The following is a 20,617-nucleotide window of genomic DNA, read 5'->3' as shown; positions in this document are numbered from 1 at the left end:
GGTGTAAATACCCCGCGATCTATCACTTGAGCGCCGCGCTATGGCGGGCCTGCAAGCCGATATCGGTGATTTCGGTGAAATGGAGGGTGGTGCCCTTGGGCAAGGCGCTCGGTGCGGTCAGGGTTTTGCTCTCTTGAGGCTTGAGCAGCAGGTAGTCACTGAGCGTCACGCTGTCGGTCTGTACGTTCACCAGCGACAGGTGAAACGCGCTGGGGTTGCGGACCGTTATGGTGTGCCCGTCCTTGCTGCTCCAGACCAACTGCTGCACCGCCTCGGCCGAGCCGCCCTTGAGCGTGGGCGGCCGATAGAACAGCTTGAGCCGTTGGCGAATTGCGAACTGCACGCTGTTGGGGTCTTCCGGCTTGAGCGGAATCTCCATGATGTTGAGCCAGAACAGCGATTCGCGATCGGTGGGCAAGCCTTCGCCGGCATACAGGATGCGCAGTGGGTGATGCTCCCCTGCGCCCAGTTGCACCAGCGGCTCGGTGGCGGCAAACGGCACCGCGCCGCCGGTTGAGTCGTCATCGCCGGTGATCCAGGTTTGCACCACCACCTCGCGCGACGCCTGGTTGACCACGTTGATGCTGGCAGCCTTGTCCTGGCCGAAATAGATCAAGCGCGTGCCTTCGATCTTCAGTGCCGCGCTGGCAGGCGGCGGCGCGAGTACCAGCAGCCCGCAGGCAATCAGCACCATTCTGAGTAAAAACATGAGCACAGACGAATTCCATGGAAGCGTAAGAGGACGCAGGCCATGGTAGGGGCGAGGTGATGCGAGGGCTTTCAGGCGATTCTTAAAAGTTGGCCGGTGCACCCGGTGACCGTTTCAGAATCGCCTTAAAGTCAGGTTTCCCGCTGACGGTTACCGTGTTCAGCGTTGAATGATCGACGCTGATGCCCAACTGTCAGGTTTACCCTATGTCCAATAAAGCGTTACGCCTTCTGATTGCTGATGCAGACTTGTTGCAACGGATCAAGATCGAGAAAATGCTCAACCAGCTGGGCTATCACCGTATCGCCCCCTTGAGTTCGTTCGAGGAGTTGCAGGCGTTGACGCGCTCAGGTTGCGTGGCGTTCGACTTGTTGATCATCAACACAGCGCTGGTGCGATCCAGGCAAGTCAACCTGTTGAAGTATTGCCATGACAATCCGCTGATTCGCCACACGCTGATCTATGACGGGCAATGCGCACAGAGTTCGGTGGTGTCGGTATCGGTGAGCCAGACGTTGCACCTGTCGCTGTCGCAGTCGCCGGACTTCAACTCGCTGCGCCGTTGCATGGAGATTGTCGACCCCGACCATAGCCTGCCGACCGTTGAGCGCCCGATACTGCGCGCCGTCGACAGCCGGACGCAGCCACCCTCGGTGGCACCGCGGGCGATCCCTTTGGGCGACCCGGCGGTGGTGGCGTGCGCCGTCGGGTTATCGCCCAAGCGGTAAACTGGGGTCAGTCACGCCAGACGGGGTGGCAATCGCTGCCCAAAGTCCAATGCGGTTGGCCGGGCTTGAGGCACACACCACCGACCCAACGCTCATGGCTGGCGTGGTCCAGCCAATAGGCATCACCGTCCAGAACCCGAGCGCCCAAAGGCGTCAACACCAGCTCGCGGCGTGGCCATTCGCGGTCGGTTTCGGTTTCGATCAGCAAGGGGTTCGGCCCATCGATTAATGGCCGCAGCAGGGCATGGAACATCATGTCGCCCAGGAACGGCAGCGGCTCGCGTTTGGCCATCAGCTCGGCGAATACCCTGCCGAAGGGCACCGGTCCAACCTCGGCGATGTACCTTAGCGACAGGCGCTCGGTGAGTGACAGGCCATCCAGAATACCTGGCAACTCCTGTAACTGGCGCAGTAGCGCTGGCGCGAGAAAGGGCAGCGACGCATGCGTGTTGTGCGCCAGTTCCGCGAGCTTGACCGGTGAACTGTCGCAGTAAGCCGCCCAGGCCTGTTGGGCCAACTGGACTGCTGCATCATAGATCACCCGTCGCTGCGGCCATAGCCACGCCAGGACATCGGGTGCCAACTGGCCGATGCCGATAAAGCGCTCGACCCCGGGAATACGGTCGACCTCAATCAGCTCCAGCCTGGGCGGTGCCTGTTCAAGACCAGCCAGCGCGCGGATCAGAAACAGCTGATCGTAGGCATCCGCCTCGCACCACAGCACGCTGTGGTCGGCGCTGGCCAAGGTGTCCAGTTGGTTATATTCATCGTCAACGCGGCGCGCGACATCAACGCAGTCCAGCGCAAAGGCCTGGCTGATAAAGGCACTGCGCAGGGCGCGGAAATCTTCGCTGGGCAGGTCGCGAACCGGCCCCATGCACAACGGATCGGTGAGCATCCGGAACTGCCCTTTGAACCCCGCCAGTTGCAGGCTGTGGGCAATGTCACTGCCACAGCGCCAGTGGGTGGTGCGGGCTTCATCGCAGGCATCGAACGTTGGGTGGCGGGCGGCGAAATCGAGGGCGTCGACATGGGCCTTGAGCTTGGGCCAGCTGCTGAAACCGAGCTGTCTGGCAACCTGCCATTGGGCTTGCGACAAGGTGGCACTGGGGTCCTGGCTTTTCAGCTGCGCCAATAGCTCCTTGGCGCGCTTGCGCTGCTGCTCAAGGTTGATACGGCCGTGATGGGTCGAGGATGCGGGGCGTGGCGACATACGATCTCCTTGTACAAACCTTTTCCGCTTTAAGGTTGGGAGTCGTAGAAATGAGGTAGTGCTTGAGTATCTTGGGCGCAGCCCTTTCCGCGGAAGGTGGCGTAGAGAGCGCCAGGCGGGAAATATAGGCAGGATTGCTGTTCAGTGCAATTCAAAACTGTGGGAGCGGGCTTGCCCGCGATTGCGCAGTGTCAGTCACCAGATTCACTAGCTGATCCACCGCTATCGCGGGCAAGCGCGCTCCCACATTGGGATTTGCGTGACCTTTTACTTATCTTTTCTGGCATCCATGGTCTTTTGATGTTCCGCCAGGAAGGGCTGCTCCGCTGGATCAAAGCGATCAATCCCGGCGGTGAATCGATGCCAGTACGGATACAACGGCTGTCGGCGCGTGACCGCCTCGATGCGCGAAGTTTGTGCCTCGGTAAGTTTCAGTTCGGTCGCCGCCAGGTTGTCGCGCAGGTGCGCTTCGGTGCGGGCGCCGACGATCAGCGAGGTGATCCCCGGGCGATCCTTGAGCCAGGCCAGGCAAGTGCGCGCCACCGACACACCCAGCTCATCGCCCACGGCAGCAAGGGTCTCGATGATATCCAGCGCACGCTCCGGGTCATGCACATAGGGTTCCGGCCAGTCGCTGCCCTGCCGGGTGTTGGCCGGCGGCTTGTGCCCGCGCCGGGTCGAGCCGGTCAGCAGGCCTTCGCCCATCGGGCCCCACACCAGGGTGCCGATGGACTGGTCCAGCGCCATCGGCAGCAATTCGTACTCGGCTTCGCGAGATTCCGGTGTGTAGTAGATCTGCTGGGTAATGGGTTTGAGCATGCCGTGCAGCTCGGCTTTGCCCAGGGTTTTCATCATCTGCCAGGCGGTGAAGTTGCTGGTGCCGAAGTAGCGGATTTTCCCGGAGCCCACTAACAGGCGCAGTGCTTCGAGGGTTTCCTCGATGGGCGTCACGCCGTCCCAGTTATGCAGCTGGTAGAGGTCGATATGATCGGTGCCCAGCCGCTTCAGACTGGCTTCGCAGGCGCGGATCAGGTGGTAACGTGATGAGCCGGAGTTGTTCGGGTTTTTGTCCACGGGGCTGCGGCCCTTGGTGGCCAGCAGGATGTCGTGACGTTTGTCACCCAAGGCTTTACCGACGACTTCCTCGGCCAGCCCGTGGGAATACAGGTCGGCGGTGTCGACCATATTCACCCCGGCGTCAAACGCGATGTCGAACATGCGCTTGGCCTGGGGCACGTCCACCGCGCCGCATTTTGCAAACTCGGCGCGCCCCCCAAACGGTACGGTGCCGAGGATGATTTCGGATACCAGCAGGCCCGAATGGCCCAGTTGACGGTATTGCATGTCGCCTCCTGTTTTACGTTGCACGTGAACGTGTGAACGACAGGGGTGGCGATAGTTTGAATTTTTTCATGAAATCTTCCTGCGCGTGCCTCACCATTGCACCCAACACGGTTTAAGAGGAACCCCGCGTTCATGAGCGCACTGATAGAAACCCGCGGCCTTACGCGCAGGGACGAGCGCCGCCAAGTGGCGTTGCTGCAACCGACGGACTTCTGCTTGAACCGCGCCGACCGCGTGTCCATCACCGGCTCCTCGGGTTCCGGTAAAAGCGTGTTCCTGCGTGCGCTGGCATTGCTGGATGCGCCGACCCGCGGGCAGGTCCTGTGGAACGGCCAGCCCATCGCCGACGCGCAGATTCCCCACTATCGCAGCCACATCAGCTACCTCTCACAACGCCCCGCGCTGATCGAGGGCACGGTGGAAGACAACCTGCGTTTCCCCTTCAGCCTCAAGACGTTGCGCAAGCGCAGCTTTGATCTGGCGGCGGTCACCACACTGCTGGGGCACGCCGGTAAAACACCGGACTTCCTGGCCAAGATTGCCGGTGACTTGTCAGGCGGTGAGTCCCAGGTGGTCTCACTGATTCGGACCTTGCAACTGAACCCCGAAGTGCTGTTGCTGGACGAACCGACTGCCGCACTCGACCCGACATCCTCGCGTGATGTCGAAGCGCTGATCACCGCCTGGTATGCCGCCGATAACGCCCGCGCCTATATCTGGGTGTCCCACGACCTGGACCAGGCCCAACGCATGAGCGCCATCCACCTGCACATGAATGCCGGTGCCCTGAGTGGAGCGGCCCAACCATGAACTATCAAAACCTCACCGCGCTGGACATGGGCATCGCCGCCTCGCTGATTCTGATTAACGGCGCGCTGTCATTGCTGTTGCGCCTGGGCCTCGGTCGCCAATTGCTCTGGGCGGCGGTGCGCACGGTGGTGCAACTGTTGGCCATCGGTTACTTGCTGGGTTGGGTATTCGAGTTCGCGTACTGGTATGTGGTGCTGCCACTGATGTGTGCGATGACCTTGATTGCCGGGCTGTCGGCGGCGGGGCGTGGGCGCAGGACCTATCGCGGGCAGCGGGTCGACAGCATCCTCTCGGTGTGGGGCAGTTCCTGGCTGGTGACGGCGGTGGGTTTGTTTGCGGTGATCCGGATCCACCCGTGGTACGAGCCGCAATATGCGATCCCGATTTTGGGGATGATCCTCGGCAATACCCTGACCGGTGTGTCCTTGGGGATCGAGCGCATGACTCAGGAGCTGACCTCGGGGCGCAACACCATCGAGATGATCCTGGCCCTGGGCGGTTCGCGTTGGGAAGCGGCGCAGGAAGCCATCCGCCAGGCGGTGCGCGCCGGGATGATCCCGACGCTGAACCAGATGACCGTGGTGGGCATCGTCAGCTTGCCGGGCATGATGACTGGCCAGGTGCTGGCGGGGGAGAGCCCGGTGGATGCGGTGCGCTACCAGATCGTCATCATGTTCTTGATCGCCGCGTCGTCGGCGCTGGGCACGGTCGGTGCGGTACTGCTCACCTACCGGCGGCTGTTCTCCAGGAGCCACCGGTTTTTGCGCGACCGATTGGAAGAACGCTGACGGTCAGCCCAAGTCCGGCACACCAAAGTCCAGCACCACTTTCATCGCCTGGGTCTTATCCGCCGCCAACTCAAATGCCTGCACCGCGTCGCCAAACGGCACGGTGTGGGAGATCACCGGGCGCACATCCACGATGTGGCGGTTGAGCAAGTCCACCGCCTGGACGAATTCGCTGTGGAAGCGGAAGGTGCCGCGCAATTCAATCTCGCGACTGACCAGCACATTCAGCGGCAGCGACACATCGCCACCCAGCCCGACCGTCACCAGCACACCGCGCGGGGCGATGCATTCCAGGCCATTGCGCAGGGCCTGGGCACTGCCGGAGACTTCGAACATCACGTCGAAGTAACCTTTTTCAGCGGTGTAGCGCTTGAGTGCATCGGTGCTGTCGGCCAGGTTGTGCAGGCGCGTGGCGCCCATTTTTTCGGCGCAGACGAGGGCGCTGGCGGACAGGTCCACGGCGACGATCTCAGCGGCACCGGCGGCGCGCAGGCTGCCGATCAGCAGGTTGCCGATCGGGCCACAGCCGGTCACCAGTATGCGTTTGCCGAACACCGTGCCGGCGCGTTGGATCGCATGCAAACCCACGGACAACGGCTCGGCCAACGCACCTTCGGCGAGGCTGACGTGGTCGGCCAGGTGATGGGCCTGATGCGTCTCGATCACCAGGCTTTGGCGAAACGCGCCCTGGATATGCGGGAAGGGCATGGCGCTGCCGTAGAAGCGCATGTTCAGGCAATGGTTGGGCAGGCCTTGATGGCAATACCGGCAACCGCCGCAAGGGCGCGATGGTGAAACGGCAATGCGTTGACCGACCTTGAACGAACCGACGTCACTGCCCACCGCGTCGATCACCGCCGACACTTCATGGCCGAGCACCATCGGCTCGCGCAGGCGCACGCTGCCGAAGCCGCCGTGCTGGTAATAATGCAAATCCGAACCGCAGATACCGCCACGGGCTATGCGTACGCGCAGTTGATCGGGCGCGAGGGCTTGCGGTTCATCCTGGGGATCGACCCGCAGGTCTTTCGAGGCGTGACAGACGATAGCGTGCATAAGGTTCTCCGGTTTACAGCGAGGCGGTGATGCCACCGTCGACATACAGGATGTGGCCATTGACGAAGCTGGCCGCGTCACTGGCGAGGAAGACGGCGGCGCCGGCCAGTTCGGCCACGTCTCCCCAGCGGCGGCTCGGCGTGCGCTGCACCAGCCAGTCGCTGAATTCGGGGTTGGCCACCAGGTTTGCATTCAGCTCGGTCTTGAAATAGCCGGGGCCAATGCCGTTGACCGTCAACCCATGGGGGCCCCAATCGATGGCCATGCCCTTGGTCAGCATTTTCAGTGCGCCTTTGCTCGCCGCATACGGTGCGATGCCCGGACGGCCCAGTTCACTTTGCACCGAGCAGATATTAATGATGCGCCCACGTTTGCGCGGGATCATCGCCCGTGCCACGGCCTGGCCCACCAGGAAAGCGCTGTCGAGGTTGGTGCTGATCAGCTCGCGCCAGTGTTGCTCGCTGTAGTCTTCCAGCGGCCCACGGCGTTGCATGCCGGCGTTGTTCACGAGGATGTCCAGCGGGCCAAGGCGCTCTTCGATATCGGCGACGGCGGCCTGGATGGCCGCGCTGTCGGTCACATCAAACGCCTGGGTGTGCACCTCCAGGCCTTCCAGCGTCAGCATTGCGGCCGCATCGCGCAAAGTGCTGCGGTTGCGCCCATTGAGCACCACTCGCGCCCCGGCCTGGGCCAGGCCGCGAGCGATGGCCAGGCCGATACCGGCACTGGAACCGGTGATCAGAGCGAGTCGACCGTCGAGGCGGAACGTTTCCAAAACGTTTTGCATGGGGTTGTCTCTCCTGGCGTGCGTATGGTGATAAGCGTTGAGTCCAATGGCGCTTACTTCATCCCAGTGTAGGGTGTAGGTCCAATGTTCATTTATGATCGGCTGATCAACATTGGTGATAACCAAGGGGGGCGGATGGAGCTCAAGCACTTGCGCGCGTTTGTGGTGCTGGCCCAGGAGCTGCATTTCGGGCGGGCGGCGGCACAGTTGTCGATCGTGCAGCCAGCGCTGAGCATGCAAATAAAGCTACTGGAAAGCGGTCTCGGCGTACGCCTGCTGGATCGCAACCGCCACTCGGTGACGCTGACCGACGCCGGCCGGGTGTTTCTGCCGGAAGCCCAGGCCACCTTGCACCAGGCCGCTCGGGCGGCCGATACGGCACGGGCGTCCAACCGTGGTGAAATCGGGCGGGTGCGCTTGGGATTTGTGTCGTCGGTGTTGCCACAGTTATTGCCCGAGTTGATCCGCGCAGTACACCAGCGCTACCCGCGTATCGAACTGGAGCTCAAGGACATGGCCGGCCCTGATCAAGCGGCTGCCTTGAAGAACGGCCAGCTGGATTTCGGCCTGATGCGCTTGCCGGCCGCCCACCCCGGCGTGCAGACCCGCGCGGTGTTGCATGAGCATTTTTGCGTGGCGTTGCCAATCGATCACCCACTGGCGGCCCAGGATTTCATCCGGCCTGGCGACCTGCTCAAGCTGCCGGTTTACATTCTGGCGCGACGTTACGCGCCGGGGTTCTATGACGAGTTTATCCAGGCCCTGGGCATCACGCTGGCTATCGCCAGCGAACTGGGTGAGTTCACCACCATGCTCGCGCTGGTGTCCGCCGGGTTGGGCATTGGGGTGTTGCCGCAGCAGGCGGCGCGGGCGTTGCCCGCCAATTGCGTGTCGCGGCATCTGCAGCTGGGCGGCTTCCAGGCCAGTACAGGGTTGGCCTGGACCGAGCTGGACAGTGCAGTGAAGACCACGGTGTTCGATCTGATCGTGGAATTGTTCGGCGAATGATTGTTTCATTCGGTGAAATACTGGATTGTAAATCCTGGTGATTCCATTGTTCGGGGCAGCGGTAGACCATCCCTGGCACCGACACCCCCACCTTTGGAGTCTTGCATGTCCCAGTCTGCGATCAAACTTTATGGTTTTCCGATGTCCGGCCACTCTCATCGGGTTGAGCTGATGTTGTCGCTGTTGGGCCTGCCCACGGAATTTATCCTGGTGGACCTCAAGCAGGGCGCCCAAAAATCCCCAGACTTTATCGCCACCCTCAACAGCTTTGGCCAAGTGCCTGTGATTGACGACAATGGCACGGTATTGGCCGATTCGAATGCGATCCTGATCTACCTGGCGAACACCTATGGCAACGGCCAGTGGCTGCCGACCGATCCTGTCGACCAAGCATGCGTGCAGCGTTGGCTGTCGGCCGCCGCCGGGCAACTTCACGCCGGGCCGGCTGCGGCGCGACTGGCCGTGGTGTTTGGCGCCGATGTTGATACCGTCACCGCGATCAACCGCTCTCACGCCCTGTTGAAGTTGGTGGAGCAGCAACTGAGCCAAAGTCGCTTCCTGGCCAGCGAACAACCGAGCATTGCCGATATCGCCTTTTACACTTACGTGGCCCATGCGCCGGAAGGCAATGTGTCACTGGCCGACTACCCTCAAGTGCGCGCTTGGCTTGCCAGCATTGAAGCATTGCCGGGCTTTGTGGGCATGCCGCGCACGGCCGTTGGCCTGCAATCACAGTAATGTGAACACCCTGTGCCTATTAGAGTGAACGCCGATGGACCGATTTCATGAAATGCAGGTGTTTCTCGCGGTGGCCGAGGAGGAGGGCTTCGCCGCTGCTGCGCGCCGCTTGAACACCTCGCCGCCGAGCGTGACCCGGGCCATCGCCGCCATGGAACAACGCATCGGCACCCAACTGCTGGCACGCACTACCCGCAGCCTGCACTTGACCGAGGCCGGCCAGCGTTACCTGGAAGATTGCAGGCGTATCCTCGCCGAATTGGATGAAGCTGAAGAAGCCGCGGCGGGCAGTTATTCCATCCCCTGTGGGCACTTGACGGTGACCGCGCCGGTGCTATTCGGTGAGCTGTATGTGGCACCGGTGCTTGGCGATTACCTGGACCGCTTTCCCCAGGTGAATATCAACGCCTTGCTGGTCGACCGCGTGGTCAACATGACCGATGAAGGCGTCGACGTGGCCGTACGCATCGGCCATTTGCAGGAATCGGGGCAGCAGGCGATCAAGGTCGGCGAAGTGCGCCGAGTGGTGTGCGCCGCGCCCGGTTATCTCGACCAGCACGGGCGCCCGTCGCGGCCTGAGCAACTGCGCGAAGCGAAGGTCGTCACCTCGTCCTCCAGCCAGTTGGTGAGTGAGTGGCGGTTTGTCGACGCGGGTCACCCGCTGACAGTGCCGATCGAACCGCGTTTGGTGGTCACGGCGAACAATGCCGCGATTAACCTGGCGCGGCTGGGCTGGGGCGTGACGCGGGTGCTGTCCTACCAGGTCGCGGCTTCGGTGGCGGCGGGGGAGCTGGAGATAGTGTTGGCGGATTTTGAACCGGCGCCGCTGCCGATCCAGGTGGTGTTTCACAAGAGCGGCCGCGTACCGGCCAAGATCCACACCTTTGTCGACTTCCTCACCCAACGCCTCGGGCAGGACACGGCCCTGAACCCGGCGATGAAGCGGCGCGGCTGATGGAACGGTATCGCGACATGCAACTGTTTGCGGCGCTGGCCGGGCAACCCAGCCTGGCTTCGGCGGCGCGTTATGCGCAAGTCTCCGCTCCAACCTTGATACGCGCCATTGCCCGCCTGGAAGCCCGCCTGCACGTGCCGCTGCTGCTGCGCACTACGCGGGGTGTGAGCCTGACCGATGCGGGCAACGCCTACATGACCGACTGCGTGCGCCTACTGGCCGCCGTGGACGCCGCCGAGGCCTCGGCCAAAGGCTTGCATGTGCAGCCCCAGGGTAATCTGCAGGTATTTTTGCCGTTGCTGTTCAGCCACTATGTGATGGCGCCGGTGTTGGCGGCTTACATGGACCGTTACCCTGGCGTGCGCCTCGTCGCCCACTATCACGACTATTACCCCAACCTGCACGAAGAGGGGCTGGACGTGGCGGTGCTGGTGGGCGAGCTGCCCAGTTCGTCGCTGATCGCCCGGTTGGTGGGGCGGGTGCGGCCTATCCTCTGCGCCAGCCCCGGCTACCTCGCCACTAATGGTGAGCCGATGCACCCCAATGACTTCAATCGCCACCACCTGATCGCCAACGCTGATTGGGTGCACTGGGCCTTTCAAGGTTATTCACTCAAGGCGCACGCGCGCTTGAGTTGCGCCACAGTACAAGGGGCGATCAATGCGGCCGTGCACGGTGCAGGATTGATACGCTGCCTGAGCTACTCGGTTCATGAACATCTGGTGAGCGGCCAATTGCGCCGCGTGTTGCCAGCTTTTGAAGGGCCGCCGTTGCCGGTGCACGTGGTCTACCGCGAGGGCCGCAATGCGCCGATGCGCGTGCGCAGTTTTGTCGACCACTGCGTGGAAGCGCTGCGTGAACATCCGGCATTTCAGTTGGCGTAATAGTGGATTGCCTGGCGTGGGTATTCTCTCGATGGGTGGCTGGGCTTAGCCTCTGCACATCGACTATGAGGTGATCGCGATGAACCTGATCGAACAGTCCCCCTGGCATGCCGGCGAACGGCAGATGCAGGAAAGTGCCGGCGTTGCCGAGCGCATGGCAGTGGTCGGGCCCAAGGTGATCCGTGATCATTTGCCGGAGCAGCATCGGGATTTTTATCCGTTGCTGCCTTATCTGGTGCTCGGTGTGGTGGACGAACAGGGCATCCCGTGGGCGACACTGCTGGAAGGCGCGCCGGGGTTTGCCCATTCACCGAATCCGCAGGCGTTACAGGTCGACAGCATGCCGTCCAAGGGTGACCCGGCGTTGCCTGCAATACTCAGTGGCGCGTCGGTGGGCCTGCTGGGCATTGACCTCAACACCCGGCGTCGCAACCGTATAAATGGCTGCATCGGCCGCCTCGATCGGGAGGGTTTCTCGGTCGACGTCGTGCACACGTTCGGAAACTGCCCCAAGTACATCCAACTGCGCCCGATCGATGCGATTGCGCGCAAACCCGGCACCCTGGCCGAGTGCTCCAACAGTCTGGACGATACGGCGCGGGCCATGATCCGCAACGCCGACACCTTCTTCGTCGCAAGCTTTGTGGACGTGGAAGGCCAACGTTCGGTGGACGTCTCCCATCGCGGCGGCAATACCGGTTTTGTGCGTGTCGACGGCAACGTGCTGACCATCCCTGACTTCGCCGGCAATCTATTCTTCAATACCTTGGGCAACCTTTTGGCGAACCCGGTGGCAGGGTTGTTGTTTATCGATTTCGAATCGGGCGACGTGATGCAGGTGGCCGGGCGCACTTCGCTGATTCTCGGCGGCCCCGAAGTGGCGGCGTTTGAGGGGGCGCAGCGGTTGTGGACGGTGACCGTGGAGCAGGTGGTGCGCCGCCCGGCGGCATTGGCGTTGAGGTGGAATTTTGCGGGGTTTTCGCCCTATAACCTGGCGATGGGGCATTAACTCCAGCCTAGCGAACACACCCGATGTAATGCCTCATTTACCCCTGACGGCGCACGTTGATCAGTGCTTGTCAGCGGCACAGTCGAGGACGAGTACGCCATGCTGGCCCTCGGCAAGCAGTGGGCCGAAAAACGTTGGGCAGGCATCGTGTCGTAATACGTCGCCGATGTGCGAACCGTCGGGCCTGGCATCGCTGAGCAAACCGCCATCGCGTTGGACAATGGCGAAAAGGTGTTGGCCGCGGTCGGCGGCGAGCTTGCCCATATGATCATGCTGCGGCTGTATATCGCCTAGCACGCTCGCGATCGGCAGGAGCCGATAGCGCAAGCCCCGTGCCAGCGTTTCCCACGCAACCCGCCGCCGTCTTCGTGGATTATCGTCAATCGGTTGTCGGCGTCGGAGTGGTTGATCGATATTGAGGCGCAGGTGGCGATGCCAAGCAGCCTCAATACCGAATCATCACTGACTTAAGTTCGGTGTAATCCTCGATAAACGCGCTGCCGAACTCCCGTCCAACCCCCGAAGAACGATTGCCCCCGAACGGCACGGCCGGGTCGAGCAGGGTGTGCATATTCACCCACACGGTGCCCGCGTTAATGGCCGGTATCATGCGCAATGCCTTGCCGAGGTCGTGGGTCCACAGGCTGGCACTCAAGCCGTAGGGGCTGTTGTTCATCAGCGCGAGCAGTTCGTCTTCGCTGTCGTAGGGCAGGAAGGTGGCGATGGGGCCGAAGGTTTCTTCGTTGAGCAGGGTGTCGTTGACGCTGTTAGCCAGGATCACGGTGGGCTCGACGTAGCAGCCGGGCCGGTCGATGAGCTTGCCGCCGTGAATGATCGTGTTGTTTTCGGCGCGCGCCTGCTGGAAGTAGCCGAGCAGTTTCTGCTGGTGTTGCTGGTGGGTTACCGGGCCGAATTCGGTGCGTTCGTCCAGGGGCGAGCCAATCGTCAGTCGGCTGAGGCGCTGGCTGAGCTTCTCCAACACGGCGTCCATCTGCGAGCGGTGCACGAAGAAGCGTTCGGCCGCCGCGCAGATTTGCCCGGAGTGCAAAAAGCCTGCCTCGATAATCCCGTCCACCGCCTTGTCCGCTTCCATGTCACGCAAGAAACCGGCGGCGTTTTTGCCGCCCAGTTCCAGGGTCGCGCGGGTCAGGCCGGCGCCCATGGCGCTGCGGCCCACGGCGATACCGGTGGGTACGGAACCTGTGAACGACACTTTGTGGGTACCGGGGTGTTCCACCAGGCCTTTGCCGACGTGCCCGCCGCCGGTCAGCACATTGAGCACACCCGCCGGTAGCCCGGCGTCAATGGCCAGTTCGGCGATGCGCAGGATGGTCAACGGGGTGAATTCGCTGGGTTTGATGATGATGCTGCAACCGGTCACCAGCGCAGAAGCGAGTTTCCAGATGGCGATCATGGTCGAGAAATTCCACGGCACGATACCGACCACCACGCCCACCGGCTCGCGCAGGGTAAATGCGGTGTAGCGCTCGCCGTTGAAGGAGGGCAACGACGGTGTGAGGGTCTGGCCGCTGATCTTGGTGGCCCAGCCAGCGTAATAACGCAGGAAGTGCGCGGCCTGGTCGACCTCGAACGCGCGGGAAATCTGGATGATTTTGCCCGACTGGCAGGTTTCGATCTGCGCCAGTTCTTCGCGATTGTGTTCCAGCAGGTCAGCGAGTTTCAGCAGCACGTTGCCGCGTGTGGCCGGTGCGGCCTGGGACCATCGTTGGAACCCTCGGTTGGCGGAGGCCACGGCTGCATCGATATCCGCAAGGTCCGCATCGGCGAACTCGGCGATCACCTGGCCGGTCGCAGGGTTGGTCACTGTCAACGTCTGGCTGGCATGGCTGTGCACGGTGGCGCCGTCAATAAACAGCCCATGCTGGCGACGCAAAAAGGCTTCGACTTGGGGCAGCAGCGGGATATCGCTCATGGCAGGTTCCTGGCAGTTCACAAAGGAAAACCCGAGGGTAGCCAACGCGCGAAGGCAGCGCTTGACTGTGCCTGCCGCGCCTTATGTCTGTGCCTGCCACGTCTATGAAAAGTACAACCTTGCCTGCCGAATGTGCATTTTGCGCCCGTGCAATGCGTTCGATACTGGCCCTGCATCCGGCGCCGTGCCTGTACGTGGCGCACCTGCCGGACCTCCAATAATAAGCAGGGCCGTCCATGAAAAAGCCAAACCCGCTCCTCGAAGACCTCAAGCCCCTCCTGCCCGCCATCGCCGCGAATGCCGCGCGCGCCGAACAGCAGCGCCAGGTACCGGATGAAAACATCGCCTGGCTCAAAAGCATTGGCCTGCACCGTGCCTTTCAACCCAAGGCCTTTGGTGGCCTGGAGCTGTCGCTGCCGGAGTTCGCCGACTGCATTGCCTTGCTCGCCGGCAGTTGCGCCAGCACCGCCTGGGCCATGAGCTTGTTGTGCACCCACAGTCACCAGTTGGCGTTGTTCTCGGCAACCTTGCAGCAGGAAATCTGGGGCGCCAACCCGGATGCCACGGCCAGCAGCAGTATTGCGCCGTTCGGGCGAGTGGTGGAGGGCGATGGCGGTGTGCATTTAAGCGGTGAAATGGGTTGGAGCAGCGGCTGCGACCATGGCGAGTGGGCGATTGTCGGCTGTCGTCGGCAGAACACCGAAGGCACCCAGGATTATTGCTTTGCCGTGTTGCCGCGCAGTGACTACCAGATCCGTGACGACTGGTACGCCGCCGGCATGAAAGGCAGTGGCACCAAGACCTTGATCATCGACAACGCCTGGGTGCCCGAACACCGGATCCAGAAGGCCAAGGACATGATGGAAGGCAAGTCCGCAGGCTTTGGTCTCTATCCCGACAGCAAGATCTTTTACGCACCGTACCGGCCGTATTTCGCCAGCGGCTTCTCGACCGTGAGCCTGGGCGTGGCCGAACGCATGCTGGAGGTGTTTCGCGAAAAAACCAAAACCCGCGTGCGCGCCTACACCGGCGCCGCTGTGGGCGCGGCTACCCCTGCGCTGATGCGCCTGGCCGAGTCCACCCACCAGGTGGCGGCCGCCCGCGCATTCCTCGAAAAAACCTGGCAGGAGCACGCCGAGCACAGCGCCGCGCACCGTTACCCGAGCCGCGAGACGCTGGCGTTCTGGCGCACTAACCAGGCCTACGCGACCAAAATGTGCATCGAAGCCGTGGATCGCCTGTTCGCTGCCGCAGGTGGCAATGCCTGGTTCGAACACAACGAGATGCAGCGCCTGTTCCGCGATTCCCATATGACCGGTGCCCATGCCTACACCGACTACGATGTCTGCGCGCAGATCCTCGGCCGTGAGCTGATGGGCCTTGAACCTGACCCGAGCATGGTGTGACGGGTTCTTCCACAATAACCATCAGGGTGACCGTGCGCGGTCGCCCGGGAGTCTTGCATGTCTGACAGCAGCCTTTTCGACCCACGGGCCTTTCGCCGCGCCCTGGGCAACTTCGCCACCGGCGTGACCGTGGTCACCGCCGCCACTGCATCCGGGCGCAAGGTGGGCGTGACCGCCAACAGTTTCAACTCGGTGTCACTCGATCCGCCGCTGGTGCTGTGGAGCATCGACAAACGCTCCAACAGCCATGAAGTGTTTGAGGAAGCCAGTCACTTTGCAGTGAATGTATTGGCGGCGGATCAGGTGCACTTGTCCAATAACTTTGCGCGCCCGCGTGAAGACCGCTTCGCCTTGATCGAATACGAGCCGGGGGAGGGTGGCTCGCCGGTGTTTGCCGATTGCTCGGCGCGGTTTCACTGCGAGAAGTACCAGCAGGTGGACGGCGGCGACCACTGGATCATGATCGGCAAGGTGGTGGCCTTCGATGACTTCGGCCGCGCACCGTTGCTCTATCATCAAGGCGCCTATGCCGAGGTTCGGGCGCTGCGTCCCTGCGCGCCCGAGGCGATTCAGAACGGTACGGCGACCACCAACTGACTGTAGACATTGGTGCCGTTGCCGCCGACCTGGTTGCCGCCGGTCTCTGCATCCTTGTTGGGTTTGTAGAGGCCGAGCAGCGGCGTGATGATCAGGTGTTCGTTGACGGCCCATTCGGCATACAGGTCCAGCTCGCGGCCAACCAGGTTCAACTGGCCGCGGGTGCTGACCGTGCTGTAGTCGAAGAACAGCGCGCCAAGGGTGAGGTTGTCCAGCGGCTTGACCTTGAGCGCCACGTGCTGCACCGCCGTGTTGCTGTTGTACGGGCCGGAATAGTTGCCCGCCACCTCGCCTTGAACCCAGGTGCCGTAGCCGCGATTGAAGCCTGAGAACATGGCGTCCCAGTTTTTTGAATATCGCGCATATCGGTAGGTGAGGTCCGGTGACCACGGCAGGTCAGTGAAGGTGTAGCCGGCTTCGGCGTACCCGGCATTTTCCTGGGCGTCGCGACGGTCCTGGCGTGCCAGTTCAAAGGCAAAGTGCGCGCTGTCGATGCCGGCATTGCCGGCGCCGCGCAGGCTGTAGAGGTTCATGCCTTTGCGCTGGCGCTGCAGGTCGGTAGCGAAGCGCTCATCCACGTCGATCCCGTGAATGTAGGTCAGGCCCAGGGTACCCGGTGCGGCGCTGTATTCCAGGGTGCCGGCGGCCATTTCAGTCATGGCCTGTGCCGGGTTGTCGGATTTTATCCACATCAGGCTGCCATGCACGCCGTCCTTGCCGCCCAGGCGGATCACCGCCGTCTGGTCGAAGGCATGGCGTGCGGCGATGTAGTAGGCGCCGCCGCGATTGAACTCACCGTCGCCCACACCCTTGCCGAGGTTGGGGCCGTCGTCGTTGATGATGAAACCATCGCCCAGCATGATGATCTGCCGGCCGAACGACAGGTCTACGCCGTCCTTGCCCAACCCCGCGAACAGGTCGCCGGAGCGCCAGCCGGCGAAGGCTTCGTCAAACTTGGTGGTGCGCTCTGTGCCGTTGGTGACCCCGGACGCATCACCATCGCCCCAGGTGCCGGAACTCACCAGGTTGGCCGTACCGTACACGCCGCCAAAACTGCCCAGGCTGTGTTCGACACTCAGGCCGTACTTGATGAACGCCTCGCGCCAGGTCGAGCCACCGCTACGCCCATCGTAGTTTTTCGGGCTGTTGAACATCCCGTACACGGCGAGAAAATTGCCGGTGACTTTGGTGTCGGCATCGGCATACAGCTCGATCGCCTGAACCTTACAGACCAGCAATGCCATGCCCAGGCCGACCGCCTGGCGCAGGCGGCGATTTTTCAGTGTGTGCTCCATTGTTATTGTCCCCATCTTGGTTAAGAGTGAGGGCGCATTAGGGCGAGCGGTGGGCGCCCAAGTCTTTCATTTGCGTGCCAGGGAATTGACCCTGGCCGCCAGGCGGTTCGCCGTGGCAGGGAGCAACAAAACCGGCGGCAGACAGGGGCAAGACGATCAACTCGGGTGGGGCGCACAGTGCCGACACATTAAAAAAAACCGCTTTCGAGGACCCCACCATGTCGATCAACGACCGACTCACCGCGCACCTCAACCGGGGCACGGTAGGTTTCCCCACCGCGTTGGCCAGCACCATTGGCCTGATCATGGCCAGCCCGGTGATACTCACCGCCACCATGGGGTTTGGCATCGGCGGCAGCGCATTTGCCCTGGCGATGCTGATCGCCGTGGTGATGATGCTGGCCCAGGCCACCACGTTCGCCGAAGCCGCTTCTATCCTGCCCACCACCGGTTCGGTGTACGACTACATCAACTGCGGCATGGGCCGGTTTTTTGCGATCACCGGCACCTTGTCGGCCTACCTGATCGTGCATGTGTTTGCCGGCACCGCCGAGACCATCCTGGCCGGGGTGATGGCCCTGGTGAACTTCGAACACCTCAATACCCTGGCTGAGTCGGCCGGCGGTTCGTGGCTGCTTGGCGTGGGCTTTGTGATTGTCTTCGGTGTGCTGAATGCCTTTGGCGTCAGCGCGTTTGGCCGGGCGGAAATCATCCTCACCTTCGGCATGTGGACCACGCTGATGGTGTTTGGCGTGCTGGGCCTGATTGCCGCGCCGGCGGTGCAACTGGACGGCTGGTTCGGTGCATCACTGGTGGGCACCGACCTGATTACCGTGCTGTCGCTGGTGGGCATGGCGATGTTCATGTTTGTCGGCTGTGAGTTCGTCACGCCGCTGGCGCCGGACCTGCGCCAGTCGGCCAAGGTCATGCCGCGCGCGATGATGCTCGGGCTGGTGGGCGTGGCCACGTGCATGTTCATCTATGGCGCGGCGATGAAGCGCCAGGTGGAAAACGTCGTGTTGGACGCCGCTTCCGGCGTGCACTTGCTGGACACGCCCATGGCGATCCCCAAGTTCGCCGAGCAGGTGATGGGGCAGATCGGCCCGATGTGGCTGGGCATCGGTTTTCTGTTTGCCGGAGCCGCAACCATCAACACCCTGATGGCAGGCGTGCCACGCATTCTCTATGGCATGGCGGTGGACGGCGCGTTGCCCAAGGTCTTCACCTACCTGCACCCGCGCTTCAAGACGCCGCTGCTGTGCATCCTGGTGGCAATGCTGATTCCCTGCCTGCACGCGTTGTACCTGGGCGGCAACACCGACAACATCATGCACCTGGTGCTGGCGGCGGTGTGTGCGTGGAGCTTTGCCTATTTGCTGGTGACGGTGTCGGTGTTGATCCTGCGTATTCGCCGGCCGGATTTGCCACGGGCCTACCGTTCGCCGTGGTTCCCGCTGCCGCAGATCGTGTCGAGTATCGGCATCCTTTTAGGCATGTGGTTCATCACGCCACCGGGCATGAACCCGGCCGATATCTACGTGCCATTTGGCGTGATGCTCGCCATCACCGCAGCGTATGCGTTGTTCTGGACCCTGGTGGTGCAGAAGGTCAACCCCTTCAAGCCGGCCTCCGTGGAGGAGGTGCTGGCCAAGGAATTCAGCAACGAACCGGGGCTCCCAGATGATGGTTATGGCGACTTTGCGGCAAAAACTGTTTGAGCTGTTTCGCGCTGATCGCGCTCCGGCGGGGTACCGGCCGGGCGTGACCCTGGAGCATCTGCGGCGTAATTTGGGGCTGGCGAACGTCGAGCGGCTGTCCGCTACACAGGTAAAAGTGTGTGTGGATGAGGTGACGCTGGAGATTGTCGAGCGCGCCGAATCGCAGTTGTTGATGCACATGGTGATGACCGAATTTGTACTGCGCGTGCCCGCGTCGACAGCGGGCACGGCGAGCTTCGAGGTGCACCATGGCGGCGCGATTCGACGCCGGGGCGTTTGCGTGCGCCGCCGCTCCGGCAACCCGGCGCTGGCCCGTGAGTTACAGGCGTGCTTGCTGGCCGACGACGCATTATTCCAGGCGCTGATGCCGCTGGATTTCAAGCGCCTGCGTATCGAACTGCACGACCAGCAATGGTGCCTGCGCCTGGAGCATATGGGCGGCAGCGAGGTGGTCAATCGGCTGCCGGCGTTTCGGCGTTACATCGCGCTGAGCCCGGTGCAGCGCGGGCATTTACTTGCGACGATGGCCGGCTTGCAGCGGGTGTTGTCGAACCTCTGATTGGCATCAATAGTGCTTTCGTAATGGCAAACAGGTAGTTGTTGCGTGCATATAGATAACATGTTAACTATTGCAGCAGAACAACAAAAAAAACCATTGCGGAGGCACCCCATGAGCATCCCACAGCATGCACACGACGGGCTGGACAGCTGGAACCACGAGCTGCGCGCCGCGTGCGGTCATTTCGACACTGAACTGGCGTTCAACCGCTCGCTGTTTATCGGCGAGATCAACAACTTGCCGCGTGGCCTGGCGATCCTGCGCACCAATGCCGGGCTGATCAAGCGCCCGGCGCACCACGCCGACCACGATAATGACCAGGATTGTTTCCTCGTCAGCCAGCGCAGTGGTTACTCGCAGATCGTGCAGAACGGCCAGACCCTGCAACTGGCGCCCGGCGAGATGCTGTTGATGGACTCTGTGGGCTCTATCGAAATCACCCCCTTCGGCCTCATTGAGCATGCCTCGTTGTCGCTGTCGCGCCCTGATGTGTGCAAGCACCTGGGCGGCGATGCCCATGCCTTCGGCAAGATCTCTTCGACCAAAGCCTGTGGGCGCATGCTGCATGTGCTGATGGACCAGTTGTGCAAGGACGACACGGCGGATGGTGCGGGTGAAGTCGAGGCGCTGCAAACCGCGTTCGTCTCGCTGCTGGGTTCGGCCCTGGAGCAGGGCGATGAGTGCCGTGAAGGCTTGGCGGCGTTGCAGGGGAATAACCTGCGCAGTTATGTGCAGAAGGTGATTGATGAGTCGCTCAGCCAGCCCGGCCTCAGCCCGATCGGGTTGGCCAATCGGCTGAATATTTCGGTGCGACACCTGTACCGGTTGTTTGAGGAGCAAGACGACAGCGTCTGTCGCTATATCCAGCGGGCGCGGCTCAAACGCAGCGCGGATGATTTGACCAACCCGTTCCTCAGGAGTGAGTCGATCACCTCGATTGCCTACAAGTGGGGCTTTACTGACTCGGCGCATTTCAGCCGGTCGTTCAAGAAGCAATTCGAGGTGTCGCCCAAGGATTTCCGGTCCAGCCGGTTGCAGGCAGCGGGAGCATAACCCGGGTCTTCAACGCTAATGTGGGGC

Annotated in this window: 20 protein-coding genes and 1 pseudogene; 13 read left to right on the top strand and 8 right to left on the bottom strand. The window is 62.1% G+C overall.

Translation table 11 applies throughout. From position 1 onward, the window contains the following. Positions 1-22: 22 nt before the first annotated feature. Positions 23-709: a molecular chaperone gene (locus tag A7J50_RS18500; RefSeq protein WP_259746293.1), complete on the bottom strand. Its 687-nt coding sequence runs from the start codon at positions 707-709 to the stop codon at positions 23-25. A 206-nt stretch (positions 710-915) separates the two neighbouring features. Between A7J50_RS18500 and A7J50_RS18495 the strand changes: the two genes are divergently transcribed. Beyond that, on the top strand, positions 916-1,437 hold the full coding sequence (locus A7J50_RS18495) for a hypothetical protein (protein ID WP_064453116.1): 522 nt from the start codon (positions 916-918) through the stop codon (positions 1,435-1,437). A 7-nt stretch (positions 1,438-1,444) separates the two neighbouring features. Here A7J50_RS18495 and A7J50_RS18490 read toward each other — a convergent pair whose 3' ends face one another. After that, complete coding sequence (locus A7J50_RS18490; RefSeq protein ID WP_064453115.1) at positions 1,445-2,650, bottom strand: DUF1835 domain-containing protein; 1,206 nt, start codon at positions 2,648-2,650, stop codon at positions 1,445-1,447. 267 nt (positions 2,651-2,917) lie between these two features. Continuing rightward, complete coding sequence (locus A7J50_RS18485) at positions 2,918-3,994, bottom strand: aldo/keto reductase (RefSeq protein ID WP_064453114.1); 1,077 nt, start codon at positions 3,992-3,994, stop codon at positions 2,918-2,920. 132 nt (positions 3,995-4,126) lie between these two features. On the opposite strand from A7J50_RS18485, the gene A7J50_RS18480 reads away from it, so the two are divergent. Together A7J50_RS18480 and A7J50_RS18475 are read left to right on the top strand one after the other, a co-directional pair. After that, positions 4,127-4,804: an ABC transporter ATP-binding protein gene (locus A7J50_RS18480; protein WP_064453113.1), complete on the top strand. Its 678-nt coding sequence runs from the start codon at positions 4,127-4,129 to the stop codon at positions 4,802-4,804. Next, entirely contained in the window at positions 4,801-5,592 is a 792-nt protein-coding gene (locus A7J50_RS18475) for an ABC transporter permease (RefSeq protein ID WP_053257023.1), read from the top strand. The genes A7J50_RS18480 and A7J50_RS18475 overlap by 4 nt, the downstream gene beginning before the upstream one ends. A gap of 3 nt (positions 5,593-5,595) precedes the next feature. Here A7J50_RS18475 and A7J50_RS18470 read toward each other — a convergent pair whose 3' ends face one another. After that, on the bottom strand, positions 5,596-6,648 hold the full coding sequence (locus tag A7J50_RS18470) for an L-idonate 5-dehydrogenase (RefSeq protein ID WP_064453112.1): 1,053 nt from the start codon (positions 6,646-6,648) through the stop codon (positions 5,596-5,598). Positions 6,649-6,661: 13 nt separating this feature from the next. After that, on the bottom strand, positions 6,662-7,435 hold the full coding sequence (locus A7J50_RS18465; protein WP_064453111.1) for a glucose 1-dehydrogenase: 774 nt from the start codon (positions 7,433-7,435) through the stop codon (positions 6,662-6,664). A 135-nt stretch (positions 7,436-7,570) separates the two neighbouring features. On the opposite strand from A7J50_RS18465, the gene A7J50_RS18460 reads away from it, so the two are divergent. From A7J50_RS18460 to A7J50_RS18440, 5 genes are all read left to right on the top strand, one after another. After that, on the top strand, positions 7,571-8,443 hold the full coding sequence (locus A7J50_RS18460) for a LysR family transcriptional regulator (RefSeq protein WP_064454975.1): 873 nt from the start codon (positions 7,571-7,573) through the stop codon (positions 8,441-8,443). 105 nt (positions 8,444-8,548) lie between these two features. Then, entirely contained in the window at positions 8,549-9,181 is a 633-nt protein-coding gene (locus A7J50_RS18455; protein WP_064453110.1) for a glutathione S-transferase family protein, read from the top strand. A gap of 34 nt (positions 9,182-9,215) precedes the next feature. Beyond that, positions 9,216-10,136, top strand: coding sequence for a LysR family transcriptional regulator (locus A7J50_RS18450; protein WP_064453109.1), 921 nt, complete (start codon positions 9,216-9,218; stop codon positions 10,134-10,136). Beyond that, positions 10,136-11,020, top strand: coding sequence for a LysR family transcriptional regulator (locus A7J50_RS18445; RefSeq protein ID WP_064453108.1), 885 nt, complete (start codon positions 10,136-10,138; stop codon positions 11,018-11,020). Before A7J50_RS18450 ends, A7J50_RS18445 begins: the two co-directional genes overlap by 1 nt. A 79-nt stretch (positions 11,021-11,099) precedes the next feature. Then, positions 11,100-12,029, top strand: coding sequence for a pyridoxamine 5'-phosphate oxidase family protein (locus tag A7J50_RS18440; RefSeq protein WP_064453107.1), 930 nt, complete (start codon positions 11,100-11,102; stop codon positions 12,027-12,029). A 60-nt stretch (positions 12,030-12,089) separates the two neighbouring features. On the opposite strand, the gene A7J50_RS31430 is transcribed toward A7J50_RS18440, so the two are convergent. Both A7J50_RS31430 and A7J50_RS18430 read right to left on the bottom strand, forming a co-directional pair. Beyond that, a complete protein-coding gene (locus A7J50_RS31430) occupies positions 12,090-12,293 on the bottom strand; it encodes a hypothetical protein (RefSeq protein WP_156526293.1) in 204 nt (67 codons plus the stop codon). Between the two features lie 181 nt (positions 12,294-12,474). Continuing rightward, positions 12,475-13,962 (bottom strand): aldehyde dehydrogenase family protein, encoded by a 1,488-nt coding sequence (locus A7J50_RS18430; RefSeq protein WP_064453106.1) that lies wholly within the window; start codon positions 13,960-13,962, stop codon positions 12,475-12,477. A gap of 236 nt (positions 13,963-14,198) precedes the next feature. Here A7J50_RS18430 and A7J50_RS18425 point away from each other — a divergent pair, with 236 nt between their 5' ends. Beyond that, positions 14,199-15,368, top strand: a complete 1,170-nt coding sequence (locus tag A7J50_RS18425; protein WP_064453105.1) for a p-hydroxyphenylacetate 3-hydroxylase oxygenase component — start codon at positions 14,199-14,201, stop codon at positions 15,366-15,368. A 57-nt stretch (positions 15,369-15,425) separates the two neighbouring features. Then, a pseudogene (locus A7J50_RS18420) lies at positions 15,426-15,905 on the top strand (flavin reductase family protein); the annotation flags it as partial. Between the two features lie 32 nt (positions 15,906-15,937). Here the strand turns inward: A7J50_RS18420 and A7J50_RS18415 are convergent. Then, complete coding sequence (locus tag A7J50_RS18415) at positions 15,938-17,260, bottom strand: hypothetical protein (RefSeq protein WP_064453103.1); 1,323 nt, start codon at positions 17,258-17,260, stop codon at positions 15,938-15,940. 218 nt (positions 17,261-17,478) lie between these two features. Between A7J50_RS18415 and A7J50_RS18410 the strand changes: the two genes are divergently transcribed. The 3 genes from A7J50_RS18410 to feaR all read left to right on the top strand — a co-directional run bounded on the left by A7J50_RS18410 (position 17,479) and on the right by feaR (position 20,590). Continuing rightward, a complete protein-coding gene (locus A7J50_RS18410) occupies positions 17,479-18,978 on the top strand; it encodes an APC family permease (RefSeq protein ID WP_064453102.1) in 1,500 nt (499 codons plus the stop codon). After that, complete coding sequence (locus tag A7J50_RS18405; protein ID WP_064453101.1) at positions 18,941-19,537, top strand: DUF3156 family protein; 597 nt, start codon at positions 18,941-18,943, stop codon at positions 19,535-19,537. The genes A7J50_RS18410 and A7J50_RS18405 overlap by 38 nt, the downstream gene beginning before the upstream one ends. 111 nt (positions 19,538-19,648) lie before the next feature. Next, positions 19,649-20,590: a transcriptional regulator FeaR gene (feaR, locus tag A7J50_RS18400; protein ID WP_064453100.1), complete on the top strand. Its 942-nt coding sequence runs from the start codon at positions 19,649-19,651 to the stop codon at positions 20,588-20,590. Positions 20,591-20,617: the final 27 nt, after the last annotated feature.

It is taken from the genome of Pseudomonas antarctica, from assembly GCF_001647715.1.
Taxonomy (GTDB): Bacteria; Pseudomonadota; Gammaproteobacteria; order Pseudomonadales; family Pseudomonadaceae; genus Aquipseudomonas; species Aquipseudomonas antarctica_A.
The sequence above is the reverse complement of the archived record's forward strand: the minus strand, read 5'-3'. Positions and strand labels throughout refer to the sequence as shown.

Coding starts and splice junctions, on each gene's coding strand:
- A7J50_RS18500 (WP_259746293.1), bottom strand. CDS start 709: ATGTTTTTACTCAGAATGGTGCTGATTGCCTGCGGGCTGCTGGTACTC.
- A7J50_RS18495 (WP_064453116.1), top strand. CDS start 916: ATGTCCAATAAAGCGTTACGCCTTCTGATTGCTGATGCAGACTTGTTG.
- A7J50_RS18490 (WP_064453115.1), bottom strand. CDS start 2,650: ATGTCGCCACGCCCCGCATCCTCGACCCATCACGGCCGTATCAACCTT.
- A7J50_RS18485 (WP_064453114.1), bottom strand. CDS start 3,994: ATGCAATACCGTCAACTGGGCCATTCGGGCCTGCTGGTATCCGAAATC.
- A7J50_RS18480 (WP_064453113.1), top strand. CDS start 4,127: ATGAGCGCACTGATAGAAACCCGCGGCCTTACGCGCAGGGACGAGCGC.
- A7J50_RS18475 (WP_053257023.1), top strand. CDS start 4,801: ATGAACTATCAAAACCTCACCGCGCTGGACATGGGCATCGCCGCCTCG.
- A7J50_RS18470 (WP_064453112.1), bottom strand. CDS start 6,648: ATGCACGCTATCGTCTGTCACGCCTCGAAAGACCTGCGGGTCGATCCC.
- A7J50_RS18465 (WP_064453111.1), bottom strand. CDS start 7,435: ATGCAAAACGTTTTGGAAACGTTCCGCCTCGACGGTCGACTCGCTCTG.
- A7J50_RS18460 (WP_064454975.1), top strand. CDS start 7,571: ATGGAGCTCAAGCACTTGCGCGCGTTTGTGGTGCTGGCCCAGGAGCTG.
- A7J50_RS18455 (WP_064453110.1), top strand. CDS start 8,549: ATGTCCCAGTCTGCGATCAAACTTTATGGTTTTCCGATGTCCGGCCAC.
- A7J50_RS18450 (WP_064453109.1), top strand. CDS start 9,216: ATGGACCGATTTCATGAAATGCAGGTGTTTCTCGCGGTGGCCGAGGAG.
- A7J50_RS18445 (WP_064453108.1), top strand. CDS start 10,136: ATGGAACGGTATCGCGACATGCAACTGTTTGCGGCGCTGGCCGGGCAA.
- A7J50_RS18440 (WP_064453107.1), top strand. CDS start 11,100: ATGAACCTGATCGAACAGTCCCCCTGGCATGCCGGCGAACGGCAGATG.
- A7J50_RS31430 (WP_156526293.1), bottom strand. CDS start 12,293: ATGGGCAAGCTCGCCGCCGACCGCGGCCAACACCTTTTCGCCATTGTC.
- A7J50_RS18430 (WP_064453106.1), bottom strand. CDS start 13,962: ATGAGCGATATCCCGCTGCTGCCCCAAGTCGAAGCCTTTTTGCGTCGC.
- A7J50_RS18425 (WP_064453105.1), top strand. CDS start 14,199: ATGAAAAAGCCAAACCCGCTCCTCGAAGACCTCAAGCCCCTCCTGCCC.
- A7J50_RS18415 (WP_064453103.1), bottom strand. CDS start 17,260: ATGGAGCACACACTGAAAAATCGCCGCCTGCGCCAGGCGGTCGGCCTG.
- A7J50_RS18410 (WP_064453102.1), top strand. CDS start 17,479: ATGTCGATCAACGACCGACTCACCGCGCACCTCAACCGGGGCACGGTA.
- A7J50_RS18405 (WP_064453101.1), top strand. CDS start 18,941: ATGATGGTTATGGCGACTTTGCGGCAAAAACTGTTTGAGCTGTTTCGC.
- feaR (WP_064453100.1), top strand. CDS start 19,649: ATGAGCATCCCACAGCATGCACACGACGGGCTGGACAGCTGGAACCAC.